Annotated in this window: 11 protein-coding genes; 1 reads left to right on the top strand and 10 read right to left on the bottom strand. The window is 32.5% G+C overall.

Features of this window, described 5'->3' with window-relative positions:
* Nucleotides 1–631: 631 nt before the first annotated feature.
* From F0000_RS21670 to F0000_RS21630, 9 genes are all read right to left on the bottom strand, one after another.
* Nucleotides 632–1,363 carry a LytTR family DNA-binding domain-containing protein gene (locus tag F0000_RS21670; RefSeq protein ID WP_149626820.1) on the bottom strand — a complete coding sequence of 244 codons (732 nt, stop codon included), beginning with the start codon at nucleotides 1,361–1,363 and terminating at the stop codon, nucleotides 632–634.
* A gap of 12 nt (nucleotides 1,364–1,375) precedes the next feature.
* Nucleotides 1,376–1,696, bottom strand: coding sequence for an Hpt domain-containing protein (locus F0000_RS21665; RefSeq protein ID WP_149626819.1), 321 nt, complete (start codon nucleotides 1,694–1,696; stop codon nucleotides 1,376–1,378).
* Between the two features lie 5 nt (nucleotides 1,697–1,701).
* On the bottom strand, nucleotides 1,702–2,754 hold the full coding sequence (locus tag F0000_RS21660; RefSeq protein ID WP_149626818.1) for an ATP-binding protein: 1,053 nt from the start codon (nucleotides 2,752–2,754) through the stop codon (nucleotides 1,702–1,704).
* A gap of 2 nt (nucleotides 2,755–2,756) precedes the next feature.
* Nucleotides 2,757–3,890 (bottom strand): FIST signal transduction protein, encoded by a 1,134-nt coding sequence (locus tag F0000_RS21655; RefSeq protein WP_149626817.1) that lies wholly within the window; start codon nucleotides 3,888–3,890, stop codon nucleotides 2,757–2,759.
* A gap of 129 nt (nucleotides 3,891–4,019) precedes the next feature.
* Nucleotides 4,020–5,618 carry a PAS domain S-box protein gene (locus F0000_RS21650; RefSeq protein ID WP_149626816.1) on the bottom strand — a complete coding sequence of 533 codons (1,599 nt, stop codon included), beginning with the start codon at nucleotides 5,616–5,618 and terminating at the stop codon, nucleotides 4,020–4,022.
* Complete coding sequence (locus tag F0000_RS21645; protein WP_149626815.1) at nucleotides 5,618–6,157, bottom strand: heme NO-binding domain-containing protein; 540 nt, start codon at nucleotides 6,155–6,157, stop codon at nucleotides 5,618–5,620. The genes F0000_RS21650 and F0000_RS21645 overlap by 1 nt, the downstream gene beginning before the upstream one ends.
* Before the next feature lie 400 nt (nucleotides 6,158–6,557).
* Nucleotides 6,558–6,968, bottom strand: coding sequence for a response regulator (locus tag F0000_RS21640; protein WP_149626814.1), 411 nt, complete (start codon nucleotides 6,966–6,968; stop codon nucleotides 6,558–6,560).
* A 1,038-nt stretch (nucleotides 6,969–8,006) separates the two neighbouring features.
* Entirely contained in the window at nucleotides 8,007–8,675 is a 669-nt protein-coding gene (locus F0000_RS21635) for a bifunctional 4-hydroxy-2-oxoglutarate aldolase/2-dehydro-3-deoxy-phosphogluconate aldolase (RefSeq protein ID WP_149626813.1), read from the bottom strand.
* 31 nt (nucleotides 8,676–8,706) lie between these two features.
* Entirely contained in the window at nucleotides 8,707–9,747 is a 1,041-nt protein-coding gene (locus F0000_RS21630; RefSeq protein WP_149626812.1) for a sugar kinase, read from the bottom strand.
* Nucleotides 9,748–9,904: 157 nt separating this feature from the next.
* On the opposite strand from F0000_RS21630, the gene F0000_RS21625 reads away from it, so the two are divergent.
* Nucleotides 9,905–10,936 (top strand): LacI family DNA-binding transcriptional regulator, encoded by a 1,032-nt coding sequence (locus F0000_RS21625; protein WP_149626811.1) that lies wholly within the window; start codon nucleotides 9,905–9,907, stop codon nucleotides 10,934–10,936.
* 643 nt (nucleotides 10,937–11,579) lie between these two features.
* Here the strand turns inward: F0000_RS21625 and F0000_RS21620 are convergent.
* Complete coding sequence (locus F0000_RS21620) at nucleotides 11,580–15,167, bottom strand: carbohydrate-binding protein (RefSeq protein WP_149626810.1); 3,588 nt, start codon at nucleotides 15,165–15,167, stop codon at nucleotides 11,580–11,582.
* Between the last annotated feature and the right edge of the window lie 684 nt (nucleotides 15,168–15,851).

Here is a 15,851-nt window from a genome sequence, read left to right as displayed (position 1 = left end):
GCTTACTTCAAATAATTAAAATATCTCGATATTCTCATCATTTGAAGTGTCCTCAGAACCTCAAACTATTGATTTTCAATTTGTATTCTTTTTAAACATACTCTAAAGCATGCATCTGGAGTAATACGATTTATAACTAAAAATTTCGCATATTCATCGTTTCTTTTTCCTTTCTACTTCGTTTAAAAAATAAACCGTAGCTATAGCTATGCTTGATTTTTTTGCCTTGCATAAAGAAAAAATAATTCAATGAATTTATACGAATTTTTTAATCACAAATCGTATAATTTCAATTCTCAGATAATATTACCTACTAAAACTATTTCTTTTTGATTCAGTTGACAGTACTATCATCTGAGAATTGTATAATGTTTTGTTTGCAAAATTTATATGTTGTACTCTTAATCTTGACTATTTTTTCGGTATGCTATAAAACCCAAACTTTTTGGTTTAAATCATAATCAAATGATCCTTGAATATGAGTAACGAAATAAAGGAGGAAGATAAGAATCATTATTTTTTCATAATTGTAACTTTTTCAGATAGTTAAAATTAATCAATAATTACTCTGTATATCATTACGATTCGATCAGAAGACATATACTAAAGATAAATGACCACTATGAATGGTTTAAAGAAGGTTTAAGCGTTTCATCAATTCAGGACGATTAGAACGACTTACAGGGATAACATCTTTTTCTATCAATACACTATTATCCTCAATATCTATAATACGTTTTATATTGATGACATAAGAACGATGTACTTTTAAGAAAAGGTCTTCTGGAAGTTTTTCTTCAATTTTTTTTAGAGTAGAGTGTACGGTATAATTCTTTTTTTCGGTTTTAATTAAAATATAATCTCCTTTGGCTTCTACCACATTAATTGTTGGAATATCAATTTTAATCAATCTACGATCAATATTCACATATAGATCATTTTCTCCAGAAGATGCAGAGGACGCAATACTTTCTGATTCTGAAGATGTTGGGATTGTGACAGAAGTGACCACTGTGGCGCTTTCTGCTTTTTGAATTGCCTTTAGGAAACGGGGAAGTGTAATTGGTTTTACCATATAATCTACAATACAGTCATATTCAAAGGCTTCAAGCGCAAAATTCTTATCAGAAGTCGTTACAATAATTTTTGGTGGATTTTTTAACGTCTGGATAAAATCAAAACCCGTAAAATCCGGCATATGAATATCTAAAAAAATAAGGTCTACTTCTTGCTGATTTAAAAACTTTATGGCGTGAATTGCATTAGGAAACTCTTCTATTGTATTTAATTCATCAACCTGCGAACAAAGTTGTTTGATAATTACTCTCGCAGTTTCTTCATCGTCTATAATGATGCAATTCATAGTTTTTAAGGTTTATAGTGTTGTAAGAAAATGTTCTATAGCTTCTAAAATTAGCATAAATTTTGAAAACAATAAGGGATTATTCTCCTTTAATTCTTCCTCAAAGTCTATGGTAGTCTGATATTCTTTTTCAAAACCAAGCATTCCTATTTTATGTTTTAGCTTATGTACATTTTCTGCTGCTTTTTTGTACTGGCCTGTATTATAGTTGTCAAGAAACTCTTTTTTCTCTTCGGGAAATTCTTTTTTGATAATAGCAATAAGCTTTTGTTCAAAATCTTGAGAACCTGCAGCTAATTCTTTTATATATATAAGGTTTGGTTTCTCATCCATCTTTATCATTTTTTTAAAGTAAAATAAAAAGTAGTTCCCACACCAGGTTTTGAGGTTAGCCATATTTTACCTCCATAAAAATCTACTATTTTCTGTACGATAGACAACCCTATCCCTGTAGATTCTTTGGTATCATCTACACTTTGGAATATTTGAAATATTTTTTGATGATATTTCTCAGGAATTCCTTTCCCATTGTCCTGAATATAGAACTTCCAGTATTTTTTCTGTTCTGTTGCTCCAATATTAATAATTCCTTGCTCTTTATCTATACTCCCAATTGCATTACTGATTAGATTCTGAAACAGCTGTCTGATGCGCAATTCATCTGCCTTAAGAACAGGAAGCTTATCTTTTATGACAAACGTTATATTTTCTGGTGCGTGTACTAAATCTATAGTATCCTCTATGATCTCATGTACGTCCATAGAAATGGTAACTCCTTCTTTTTTATCGATAATAGAATATTCCAGAATTCCACTAATCAAATTATCCATTTTCTCGATATTCTTATTAATCAAATCAAGATTACTACTGGTCATTTTATCCAAGTTAGTATTATCTTCTTTTATCCAATTAATAAGTGTATTTACATTCCTTAATGGAGATTTGAGATCATGTGATACTACCTGAGCATACTCTCTTAATTCTTTATTACTTTTTTCCAGATCACTCAGAATACGTTCTCTTTGCTGTTCTATTTTAGAAATTTGCAATGCTTGTTTTTCTATCAAATTGGCTAACTCTATACCATTAAGTTCTTGTGATTTCCCATCTCCATCAGCTTCTTTCTTATAGGTTATACTTTCTAATATTCTGGTTGAATCCGTAAGACTTTCAATAACTTTACGTTGTTGCACGGCTTCTTCTCTTAATTTCTGATTAGCATCATATAATTCTTTAGAACTAATAGACATTGCTCTTTGCAACATACTTTGTTGTTCTTCATAATTAAAATATGATTTATTTATAGCTTCCAGAAATATTTTTATCTCTGCATCATTTTTTTTGTCTTCGCTTAAATGTTTTCTTATTTGCCTTAAGAGTAGAGAGTTCATTATTATTCGCTAAAAAGTGTGAGTGTCATAGTTTGATTATGGAGTTCACAAGTATTACCAAATCTAAAAGGCGCTAATTCCCCATAAGAGTAAAACCCACTCACTACGGTTTTTGATCCTATAGATTCTATTACTTCTTCCACTTCTTCTTCTACTCGTTGATCCATTACTAATTTTCTGCCAATACAACTTATTAAAAGGGCAAGCTCTGGATCTGTTGAGCGATTTTCCATACCTATATCCGCTGCTTTAGAAGCTCCATCTGCGATACTATCAATATTTGCCATCATCAATTGCACTATTGAGTCTTCTGGCACATCTCCTGCCAAAATCATCGTATTGGCTTTTTCATCAATGGATAATACTGTTCTTACAATCGGTTCTGTTCTATTTTCAGATTTTACACTTAATGGATATAGCAATGCCGATTGCGGCAATTCTGAAGCTTTCTCACCTAGGTATTTTTTATATAAATCAAGTGCCGGCTGACCGTCCAGTTCATAAAGAATATTATGGTCTGACTTCGTAATAATACGTTCCGGACCAAAAGGTGTCCACCCTCCATATTGGGCATATGTAATTTCTAATGATTCTCCATAGAAACCAATAATTACAATTTCTCCTTCTTTTGGAGGGGCATTATATCCTACCAATGTTTTTTCAAAACGGGTATCATCACCGCACAATCCACCAGTAAAAGTAATCTCTTTGTACGCTAATTCTAATCCTTCTATCAATGCCGACCCATTAACAAAACTTCCTTCAGAAATAACAAAAACATGCTTAAGCCCATCTTTAGGCATTTTTTCTATTAATGATTTCCCTGCCATTAAAGCATCTTTATGATGGTCCAGAATATTTTCTCTTCTAACCTCAAATGTACTTTTTTCAAATTCTATGGCTGTTAGCGTGATTGATTCTTCATACACATGCTCTCCAATTATTTCTCCTGCTGTAGTACCAAATACTATATGCCCGTCAGAAAACATATTTCTTACTTCTTCATAAATATCAGAGTTCTCCAACTGATAACGATTTCCAAAAACTAATACCAAGGGTTTTACTAATGTTTGGGAAGCATCATGTAAAGCTTTCCAGTCTTGATTTTTTTGTTTTTCTAATTGCTGAATCTTCATATGCACTTATTTAATAAGAATATAAATATATAGTTCCCTCTATACTTATACGTTATTGATCTTACATTCCTTTAGAAATATCTATTTCTTAAGAAGTTCTATAGATTATTAGATATCTATTAGCAGATATTATTTCTTTAAACTTATATAAAATGTAGTACCTACTCCCGATTTGCTCTCTAACCAAATATCTCCTTCATATAAATCTAATATTTTCTTAACAATAGATAATCCTATACCTGTAGAGTTTTTGTTATCGCTTAGAGATTGAAATATTTTAAATATTTTTTCGTGGTACTCCTTTTTAATCCCTACTCCATTATCTTTTATACTAAAAACATAATACGAATCTTTATCCTGATAGTCGATGTCTACTTTGCCTTCCTCCTTATCAATATAGTTTACTGCATTACTTATTATATTCTGAAATAATTGCTGTATTCTGGTTCTATCTCCATAAATATAGGGTAATTTATTTTTTATAGAAACCGTTACATGCTTCGGAATAAATATGGTATCTGTTATATCGGTAATTATCTCATTAAGGTTTAATTTTTGTGTATCCAGATTATTTTTATTCCCTGCACTAGAATAGTTAAGAATCCCACTAATCAGGTTTTCCATCTTTTCCAGTGTATTTTCTATAAGCGCTATATTATCCAGCCCCGTACCTTCCAACTCTTTATTATAGTCTTCTTTTATCCAATTTACCAATGCATTAATGCTTCTCAATGGGGATTTGAGATCATGGGATACGATATGAGCATAATCTTTGAGCTCCTGGTTACTTTTTTCTAAACTCAACAGCAATTCTTTATTTTGCTTTTCTGCCTCTAATTGTTCAGTGATATCTTCTACCAGAGCAACTTGATATCTTAGAACTCCATCTGCAGTTCTTACTGCTGCAATGCTGGTTTTTGCCCAAAACTTGCTTCCATCTTTTTTAACAAATCTCCTATTAATACTAAAGTCATCAATAATTCCTCTATGCAGTTTTTCGAAAAATGCACTAGACGATTCATATTCATCCCTCACAGAAATATCAATCACTTCTTTTTGTTCTAATTCTTCCTTACTATACCCTATTAAGTTTTGAAATGCTTTATTGGTTTGGATAATTTTTTTGTATTGCGAAAGAACAATCCCTAATGATGAATTTTCTACAATAACTGATAATTGTTTTTTTTGTTCTTCAAAAACCTCTTTTCCTCTTAACTCCTCAGTGATATCTCTCACAATCCCTTGTGCTGCAATAGGTTTGTTTTTTTGATCAAAAATAATACTTGCATTTATATGCACGGTTCTAACACCTTTTTTCTTTGTATATACTCTAGCCTGATAGTCAGAAAATATCCCATCCGTAATAAGTTTTCGAAAAGATGTAATAGCATATTCATAATCTTCTTTATAGATCAGATTCATGACATTAAGACTTTCAATACTTATATCATATCCGAATAACTCAACAGCAGCACTGTTCATTTCTATAACATTGCCAAAGACATCCATAAGTACATAGGCGTCTACTAGATTTTGAAACACTCCTTTTAATTCTGAGTTCTTTTGATCAACCTGTTTTTTTAATTTGGCATTCGCTTTTTTGAGTTCCTGAGTAAGTCTATATAATTCCATAGATTTATCTTCAAGAATTTTTTCAGCCTGTTTTCTGGCTTCTCGTTCTCTAAAAAGAGCTCTTGTAAGTATTTCGGGACTTTTAGTTTTATTCATTAATTTTTGGTAATACTAAACTTTACTTCTGTTCCATCTTCTTTTATTTTTTCTAAAAGAATAGTCGCTGTTGCATTATAATGATCAAAAGTTTTATTCATTAAACCTAAGCCAAAATTATACATTGCTCTACTCGATTTATAAACTAACACCAATGATGAACTGGTTTTTTCCAGAATTTCGAAAGTTGGTAATTCTGCATCCGGATATATTTTTTGAACTTCTACGTGTATATGATCTTCAATAGAAGATAGGAGTTCGATTGGGTCTTTGTATTTACTAATTAAACCTGGATAACTTTCTACCAAAACACCAAAAAAATGTTCTGAATATGTCAATAGTAAATCATCAATGCTAATAGTGGTATGCGCGCTTAGTTTTTTTAATAAACTCAGCATTTCTGCAAAATCATAGGTTCCTACCGTAGTATATATTCCTCCAGAAGGTAAGTTGGATTCTTGAATAATTTGATCTACAACTTCTAACCCAAATTTGTTTTCTACCAGTTCTAAAAATTCTGTAAATATGATACCTTTCACGAATGGAGGATTAAATTAGTTATTACTATTTTTTTATGTAAAACTGTTTATCTTTTGAGTATACTCGAATAAGATGTCCTTTTTTTTACCTTAGTTTCATACTAAAAAACAGGGTTTTATTTTACAGTACATTCAAACAATAAACGGTGTAATATCAATTTCTAACTTGGATTTACTTAGTACAACTGAATCTTTTACCTATATTCTTCAGAATAAAAAGAAACTGTAGGCTTAGACTATTCTTTAGTTTTCTTTTTGTATAAACAAAAAATTGTTGGTTTTTGTTTAGGTCTTTTTAAAACAGCTTGGGGTAATTGAAAGGATAATGTACATAAATAATTATTTTTTCCCTAAAATTTTAGGGAAAAAATAAACTTAATTTATTATTCTCTCTTTCATACTATCCTTTTATAAGCTCGCTAACACTCCAATAAGAGAGAAGATTCTTAATTTTTTGTGTGTATTCCTCATACTTAAGAGGCTTCATAATATATCCGGCAACACCAATCTCATAACATTCTTTAATATCCTGATGATTATTAGAAGTGCTCAATATAATAGCAGGAATATATCTCAAAACAGGATCGTCTTTTAGAATTTTAAGAAGTTCTTTGCCATTCATTTTAGGCATATTAAGGTCTAAAAGGATGAGATCCGGGATTCTATTTTTGTCTTTTAGGATTTTTAATGCTTCTTCGCCATTAGTAGCTTCGGTCACTTTATGTTTTAACTCTAATGAGTTTAACACCCGATTAAACTTCATAGTTTCGATCATATCATCTTCAATTAATAAAACAGATAAAGTTTTCATAGGATGTTCTTATTTAATTAGGTTTCGGTTTTCTGATATTCAAATTACGTGATAAACAAGGGATAATCAGGTCTAACTTCGATAGAAGCAAAGATTAGTGTAGATGAATGGTCGTTTTGTATAGATGAATAGAAAAGTATCGTTTTTTGGCCTTTAAAACCGCCTGTTACAGCTTTTTTCTTTTTACCGACTCCTCTTAGAAACAGCTGATTTTTTTTACTATAAATTCAAAACAAAACTGGCATTACTATTTGACTATTATCAAAAAAAATCCACAAAACACACATTTCTCTTATTTCAAACAGATAATGTATGTTGGACAACTTAGGGTAGTTTATAAAAGTGGAAAAGAACATAGAATTAAAAATTTATGCCAAAATGCGGCATAGGTCTTAGAAAAATTGTCCGAATTTCTGTTGCAAGTCCAACATGTTTATCCGTTATATTTAAATTCATGGTTTCTTTATTACAAAAACAATTCACTCTCAAGTCAACCCTAAAAAAATAGATCAGCATATTAACAAGAGTATTAATTAATTAATTAGTTTGTATTACAATGTAAAAAACCTTATCAGTTGAGGGATAAAAAGAAAAACTAAAAAAGGCACCGTCAAGAAATCCAGAAATTAATCCGTTTTCGAGTAGGAGATTATTAGTAAGCTCAAAAAAAGGCTCAAAAATAATGTGCTGAGATATTTGGTCTTTCCCACTGCACTAACCAAAAAAAGATGTTCAATTGTGCTCTTAATTTAATAATCTCTTTTCATTAGTTGCTAATACGATTTATAACTAAAAATTTCGCATATTCATCGTTTCTTTTTCCTTTCTACTTCGTTTAAAAAATAAACCGTAGCTATGGCTATGCTTGATTTTTTTGCCTTGCATAAAGAAAAAGTAATTCAATGAATTTATACGAATTTTTTAATCACAAATCGTATAATACGAATAATAAGTAACAAAAAAACCACAAAGTATACATTTCTTTTGTTACCATTAGAAAATGTATGCTCTGTGGATATAATACCATTTCTGAGTAAATTATTTTCTCAACTTTTGGATTAATTCTAACGCATTTTGAACTTTTGTTGTTAGTCCATCATAATCTTTTTGTTCTAGAATCTCTTTGCTTATCAATTTAGATCCCATTCCTACGCAGGTAACACCGGCATCAAACCATCCTTTGAGATTTGATTCGTCTGTACTTACACCACCAGTAGGCATAATACTAGTCCACGGTTGTGGTCCTTTAATTGCTTTTACAAACCCAGGTCCATATGTAGATCCTGGAAATAACTTTACGATCTCACAACCTAATTCCTCTGCATTATTAATTTCTGTAAGAGAACCACAGCCTGGTGACCACAATACTTTTCTGCGATTACAAACCTGAGCTATATCTTCTCTAAGCGAAGGAGTAACGATAAAATTTGCTCCCATTTGCATAAACAAAGAAGCGGCAGCGGCATCTGTTATAGAGCCTACTCCCATCACCATCCCGGGAAGTTCTTTGATAGCATATTTATTAAGTTCTAAAAATACTTCGTAAGCAAAATCACCTCTAGCAGTAAATTCTAAAAGTCTAGCTCCACCATCATAACAGGCTTTTAATATTTTTTTACCTAATTCGATATCCGGATGATAGAACAAAGGAACCATGCCTTGTTCTTTCATAAGTGTTGCTACTTCAATTCTTGTATATTGTGCCATCTTATTTTTATTTCATTATTCGATCTGTATGTTACCTTGCAACTCTACCTGAAGCATCTCCACCCATTAGTTTTTCTACTTCTGCGACAGTCACTAAATTAGCATCACCTTTGATTGTATGCTTTAAACAAGATGCTGCAACTGCAAAATCTAATGCATTTTGATCATCTTCAGGGTATTTTAGCAGTCCGTATATGAGTCCTCCCATAAAAGAATCTCCTCCACCAACTCTATCTACGATATCTGTAATTTGATACTGACGGGTTTCATACATTTTCTTACCATCATATAAAACTCCGGCCCATGTGTTATGTGATGCAGAAATAGAACCTCTTAAGGTTGTTATCACTTTTTTTGCTTTTGGAAATTTTTCCATCATTTGTTTACAAACAGATAAAAATGCTTCTGCTTTTACATCGTGTCCGTGTTTGTGAACATCCAACCCTTCTGGGTGAATCCCAAAATGTTTTTCAGCATCTTCTTCATTCCCTAAAATAATATCACAATACGATGTTAGTTCGGTCATGATAGCTTCACGATCTCCGCCATAATTCCATAGTTTAGCACGATAATTAAGGTCTGTAGAAATGGTTATTCCCAATTCACTAGCAGCTTTGACTGCCTCCAGACATACATCAGCTGCACCTTGAGAAATAGCAGGTGTAATCCCCGTCCAATGAAACCATTCTACATCTTTAAATACGGCCGCCCAATCGATCATTCCTGATTCAATTTCTGCGATTGCAGAATGTGCTCTATCATATACTACTTTACTACCTCTCGATACTGCACCTGTTTCTAAGAAATAGATTCCTAGGCGATCTCCTCCATAAACAATCTTATCAACACCAACACCTCTTTTTCGCATTTCCATCATTGCACATTCACCAATATCATTTTTTGGTAAACGAGTCACAAAATCTACCGGAACACCATAATTGGCTAAAGATACTGCTACATTAGATTCTCCTCCTCCATAGATCACATCAAAATTATTAGCCTGTGAAAACCTTAAAAAACCTGGAGGTGCTAATCTTAGCATAATTTCTCCAAAAGTGACAACTTTTTTCATTTTGAAAATTATTATTTAATTATTTATATAAGCTTGCTTAATCGTTTAAGCATCAGACAAAAAACAAATCAAAATGGCTATAATTAACGACAGCTATTTTGATGATAATTTGTAATACAATATATTTGCTTAAACGTTTAAGCAAATATATAAAAATTTGACTAATAAAAAACGAACCACAATAAAAGACATTGCAAATGTTCTTAAAATTTCTACGGCTGCTGTTTCTAAAGCATTACATGATGATTCTCGAATAAGTACTGAGACAAAAGAAGCTGTCAAAAAAGTAGCCAAAGAGTTGAATTACCAGCCTAATCATCTTGCCAGTGCACTCCGCAAGGGTAAAAGTAATTTGGTCGGTGTTATTGTGCCCAAAACTAATAGTAACTTCTTTTCTTCGGTGATTCAAAACATAGAAGAAGTTCTAAATAAGGAAGGATATAATATCATAATTACACAATCCAATGAATCATATACAAAAGAGTGTAATACTATAGATACATTACTTTTCACACAGGTTGATGGAATTATTGCCTCTATGGCCAATGAAACTATTGACCTGAGCTATTATGAAAAAATAAAGTCTAAGGGAATTCCTTTAATTTTATTTGATCGTGGTGAAAATGATCTGAATGTTGACTACATAGGAATTGATGACTACCATAGTAGCCATATAATTGTAGAACATCTTATCGAACAGGGGTGTCAAAGAATTGCGCATATCGGTGGTTATAAACATACCCGTATTTTTAACAATAGAATTAGAGGCTATATTGATGCCTTAAAGAAATATAACTTACCCTTGGATAAAGAACTTCTTATAGAAAGCAATCTTACACTCCAGGACGGCAGAAAAAAAATGATGCAGTTATTAACACTTCAAAAAAGACCTGATGCCGTATATGTTGCCGGGGATTACGCTGCTCTGGGAGCGCTACAAGTATTACAAGAAAATCATATAAACATACCTAATGATATTGCTCTTGTTGGTTTTGGTAATGAACCTTTTACAGCTATGGTAACACCGACAATAACGAGTATTGAGCAACATAGTAATGAAATAGGGAAACAAGCAGCTAACGCCTTTTTGGCATATACCAGAGGTGATTTTGTAAAACAAAAACTAAATAAAACTATTCTTGATGCAGCATTAATTGTTCGAGATTCTTCAAACATTAAGGATTCATAATCTCGTAAAATTAATACTCTAAATAATACAATAAGCCGAGAATCGACTATACAATCGCCGATAGTTTTATCTTATACCAATTATAAACTAATACGATTTGTGATTAAAAAATTCGTATAAATTCATTGAATTATTTTTTCTTTATGCAAGGCAAAAAAATCAAGCATAGCTATAGCTACGGTTTATTTTTTAAACGAAGTAGAAAGGAAAAAGAAACGATGAATATGCGAAATTTTTAGTTGTAAATCGTATAAAACAGAACTTAAAAGCTTTTGTGTAACATTCGGAATTGGTATAATACCAGTTCTTAGATGAAATCGCCGTAAACTGAATTAAAAAGAAACGATTTTGGCAGGCAATTTTACTTTGAGATAATACAAGAAAATGAATCTTATGCTCTGAAGTGGTATAAGCTTTTTTGATTCTGGCAGAAAATAGTTATTTTTTGATCAATTGAAGTGTTTTTTTTGCACTTCATAGCAGCGCTACGAAGGAAGAAAAAGCCAAAAAATGAGTCAAAAGAGCATTTTTATAGCGAATTTAAAAAAGTTTAAACCACTCTCTATATCAAAAAAAGCACCCGCTAAAGGTTTTACTTTTAGCGGATGCAAACTTATTAATTTTAATCTGTGAAACTGATAAACTACTCTTTCATCAATTTTAGATTCGTTCTACCTATTTCAGAATTGGTAACAGAAAGGAAATAAATCCCCTGTGGTAAACTCTCTACATTGATAGCGTGATTTTTATTCAATACTGTTTCTAGATATTTAGCACCATTGATACCATAAATACTTACTTCATGGTCAATATTCTTACTCAATCCTTTGATAAACACATTACCATTGGTAGGATTAGGGAATACCGATATCTTTGTAGCTATATCAACATTAGCAAGTCCAGAATTTCTTGTAGATCCTGTAGACAATATAATTTTGTCCAGATTCCATTGCCAGGTAGTATTACTAGATCCAACAATTCGTATGGTATGTGTTCCTGCAGAAATTGTTGCTCTATCATTTGATGTTAATGAAGTAAAACTTTCCCAACCACCATTATTAGGCACATTGGTAGTAGAAACTGCAGTTCCATCTACTAATAATTGAATTTGTGAACCATCGGATGGAGTGGATATTAAATATTCAATACCATAGCTAGCTGTTGCTGGTACATCTACAGTATACTCTGCCCAATCACCACTATTAACATAATTAATATTAGTCGCAGTTCTGTTAACACCAAGTCCTGGTCCTCCTGCAAAGGCATCATTAAATGTTCCATCTGTGCTCACAAAATCTTCTGCTTCAATAATCAAAGTAGCATTACCTCCTGGTGGCGGTGGAGGTGGCGGTGGATTACCTCCTCCAACTCTGGACAATGTAATTTTATCCAAATTCCATTGCCAAGGATTTGATCCAGAAGCAACCACTCTTACTGTGTGCGTTCCTGTTGTTAAGTTTGTTACCGTACTAGATGACACTAGTGCCGTATACGCATCCCAATCACCATTATTTGGCACATTGTCAGTTGCTACTAAATTACCATCAATTAACAATTGAATCTGAGAATTATCTGAGGGCGTAGATATCTGATATGTGATATTATATTCTCCTGCCGTACCTACATTAATAATATATTCTGCATAGTCACCACTATTCACATAATTAATACCTATTGCAGTAGCGTTTACTCCTAAACCTGGTCCACCTGCACTCGCATCATTAAAAGTACCATCTGTACTCACAAAATCTTCTGCTTCTATTACGATATCATCTCCTGATGGCGGTGGCGGTGGCGGTGGTGGATTGTTTCCTCTTACTGTAACATTGGTCGTTGCAGTAAAACCTCCATCCAGTGTTGTTGCTGTAATCACAGCAGAACCAGATGCCTGAGCTGTTACTACACCTGTACTACTTACAGAAGCGATTGCAGCATTATTAGAACTCCAGGTTACTGTCGTATCCGTAGCATTTGATGGAGTAACTGTAGCATTGATTGTTGATGTTTGTCCTTGATTTAATGTTACACTGGTAGGCGAAACACTAACCCCTGTTACAGCAACGGGATCTGGACCTGTAGGTCCTTCGTCTGATCGACCTGGTTTTTTAGAAAAATCCCAAGTTACCAGATTTACTACACATACTTCACCAACATGACGAAAATCTATTGTAGCTGTATTGTTTGTTCTCACTAGATTAGCAGGAACTGGAATTTCTAATGTTCCAAACCATCTACTTCTTTTCTGTTGCGTTCCTCTCCAATCTATCGGGGTTTCCACCTCTACTCCATTAAAAACAAATTTATCAATAGATAAAAAGCCATTTGGATCATTATCCGGAGCATCAAAAAGATTCACAGTCACTTTCAACATTGCTTCTGCATTATTTGCATTTTGAGGTACTGTAACTCCATTCACAGAAAACGTGTTGTCTCCATTATTAATTGGCACTCTTTGATTGTTACTTACAGATGCTCCAAAGAATTTCTTTTCTACAGATGTTTGATTTATATTTACATTATTCGCAAATGTATATTTTAACACCATAGTAGCGTCACTTTTCAATGTCACTGTAGAAGGGATATTAGAGGTCGTATTATCTGCTAACGTAATATTCCTTACTCCTTGTAAAAATAGCTGCTTGATACGCACGCTCTGTGCCTGATTACTAAAATCTTCAAAGAAATTAAGATTAATATTAGTATCTTCATCTTCCAGGTTATTTAAAATCAAGTAAACATCCTTTCCATCGATATAGCAATCTACCTGTACATCTGGATCAGAAGACATTGTATCTACTCTGGTACCATCGACATCATCCCATAACTGATACCATTTGATCATATCACTCCATTCCCAATTACCATCTCCATCATCATCTCTTAACATTTTATAATGATATACAATCTCTGGTATACCATCTCCATTACTATCAACATCTCTAAATGTTGCTTTGGTCAAAGTAAAAGGCATAGAAAGCTCTATATAATCTGGCCTTTCTAAAAATTGCATTAACATATTAGAAAATGGTTTTAGATTTTCCCAATCATATCGTCTGTCATGAGGTCTGTTATCCCAAGCATTTTGTACTGCTCCATATTCTGAAATGATTACAGGCTTACGGGTACCGAATTTATTCACATCATATGATTCTAACATCTCTAAAGTTGCCTCTACGTGACCACCACTTCGAGTAGCGCCTCCAGTGGCATCATATGTAGGCCAGTCGTAAAAATGCACAGAATAATAATCCATATTGGCACCTGCAGTATCAATAAATCCTTTCCAAATCACATCCCACTGAAACCAATCTTGAGAACGATTTACAAAAAATGAAGGTCTATCTACCTGACTTCTGGCATACGCTTTGGCTATTTCATCACCAGGTGTATTTCCATAAAAAGCATTAACATAGTCAGGAGCTTGAAAACGGGAAAAACCATCTCCAAGAAATAAATCGTGTAATCCAAAAGTCATTCCTCCGATTTTTGGTGCTCTACTTCCTAACTTCTCTTTTACACCTTTTGCTACCAGGTTATGATATTCAAAAATATCTTCCCAGCTAGACATCATAAACTGTCCTGTATTTAATACGAAGTCCGGCTCATTAACCACTTCCCAATACTCTGGCATTACCATACCATCTTGACTAATATTGTCGACATAGAATTCTTCCATATACTGTACTATCCATTCTACAGATGTTTCTATATCCTGAGGAATCCAGGTACGTCCATTCTCTCTACCCCATACAGAACCACAAATCCCATTGTCAAAATAGGACAATGTTGGATACGTGGGATGAGGATTTGTCCCCATAATTGTCGTAGTATTACTTTTGTAAGATGCTAACCCACGATCTTCTAATCGTCTTTGATATTCACCTTTCCAAAATTCTAAGACATCTGTTAGACTATCACGATCATGTCTGTTCGGGCGATTATCATCTACCGGTGTAAACTGAAATAAGAAGGAAGCAGTTCCATTATCTCTCCCTAAAGCAACATCTAAATCGTTTAACAGTTCATCAACGCGATCTAATTCTCCCTCATAATCAGCTTCAAATATACTGGCATGATTGGTAATGTGTCTCTCCCTTCCAAAATCGGAGACTCCTCCAACGGAATGTTTAATATTCAGATTGACATCGACCTGAACATTTTGTCCCCTGTTTGCCATCGGAAATAGCAAAAAGAGTCCCACTAAAAAATAATAATAATTAATCGTTTTCATAATAAGAACTAAGTTTATTTAATTATTTGTGTTAATATTCTTTATTATTCAACAAGCATTATTAGGTTAAGTGTATTTTTTACATATATCACTAGCTATTTGGGTAACGCTAATAAAAGTGCAATATAATTAATAAATATGAAGTTATTTTCTTAACAAGCTAAGAATTTTTCAAAAATATTATTTTTTCTCTATTGATTCACAAATTTTTTATAGGAAATAATTATTATTTGAATTTGTTCGTATTAGAAATACAACATGTGCCACCAGTTTAAAAAATGAATGAGTAACACTTTACATCATATCACAGCACTTTTTATCATAAAAACACCTAGGAAGGTTTCTGTTATATATATAACAATAGCACTTTTCGAATTTATTCTAAAAAATCAATAATTTTACGATTTAATTAACTGATTACAAGTGTTTTAAATATTTTCTAATGAATATATCATCGATCCTTATCACTATTAATTAAGATGTGTTCTTTGTTAGTTTTAACATTCTCGTTTTGGCATTATCAATAATTAAAATGAAATAAATTCCCTGTAATAAAGATGTTATATTAGTCGTGTGATCTTTGTTTAATTTCCCTTCGAGACATTGTACTGTCTTAATATTAAATACAGGAGAATCGTCTTACTGTTTTTTACTCAATCTCTGAATAAATACCTTTTCTGACGT

Source organism: Aquimarina sp. RZ0 (assembly GCF_008370685.1).
GTDB lineage: Bacteria > Bacteroidota > Bacteroidia > Flavobacteriales > Flavobacteriaceae > Aquimarina.
The sequence above is the reverse complement of the archived record's forward strand: the minus strand, read 5'-3'. Positions and strand labels throughout refer to the sequence as shown.

Excerpts from the sequence above, each read along its gene's own strand:
- F0000_RS21670 (WP_149626820.1), bottom strand. The coding sequence starts at position 1,363 with ATGAATTGCATCATTATAGACGATGAAGAAACTGCGAGAGTAATTATC.
- F0000_RS21665 (WP_149626819.1), bottom strand. The coding sequence starts at position 1,696 with ATGGATGAGAAACCAAACCTTATATATATAAAAGAATTAGCTGCAGGT.
- F0000_RS21660 (WP_149626818.1), bottom strand. The coding sequence starts at position 2,754 with ATGAACTCTCTACTCTTAAGGCAAATAAGAAAACATTTAAGCGAAGAC.
- F0000_RS21655 (WP_149626817.1), bottom strand. The coding sequence starts at position 3,890 with ATGAAGATTCAGCAATTAGAAAAACAAAAAAATCAAGACTGGAAAGCT.
- F0000_RS21650 (WP_149626816.1), bottom strand. The coding sequence starts at position 5,618 with ATGAATAAAACTAAAAGTCCCGAAATACTTACAAGAGCTCTTTTTAGA.
- F0000_RS21640 (WP_149626814.1), bottom strand. The coding sequence starts at position 6,968 with ATGAAAACTTTATCTGTTTTATTAATTGAAGATGATATGATCGAAACT.
- F0000_RS21635 (WP_149626813.1), bottom strand. The coding sequence starts at position 8,675 with ATGGCACAATATACAAGAATTGAAGTAGCAACACTTATGAAAGAACAA.
- F0000_RS21630 (WP_149626812.1), bottom strand. The coding sequence starts at position 9,747 with ATGAAAAAAGTTGTCACTTTTGGAGAAATTATGCTAAGATTAGCACCT.
- F0000_RS21620 (WP_149626810.1), bottom strand. The coding sequence starts at position 15,167 with ATGAAAACGATTAATTATTATTATTTTTTAGTGGGACTCTTTTTGCTA.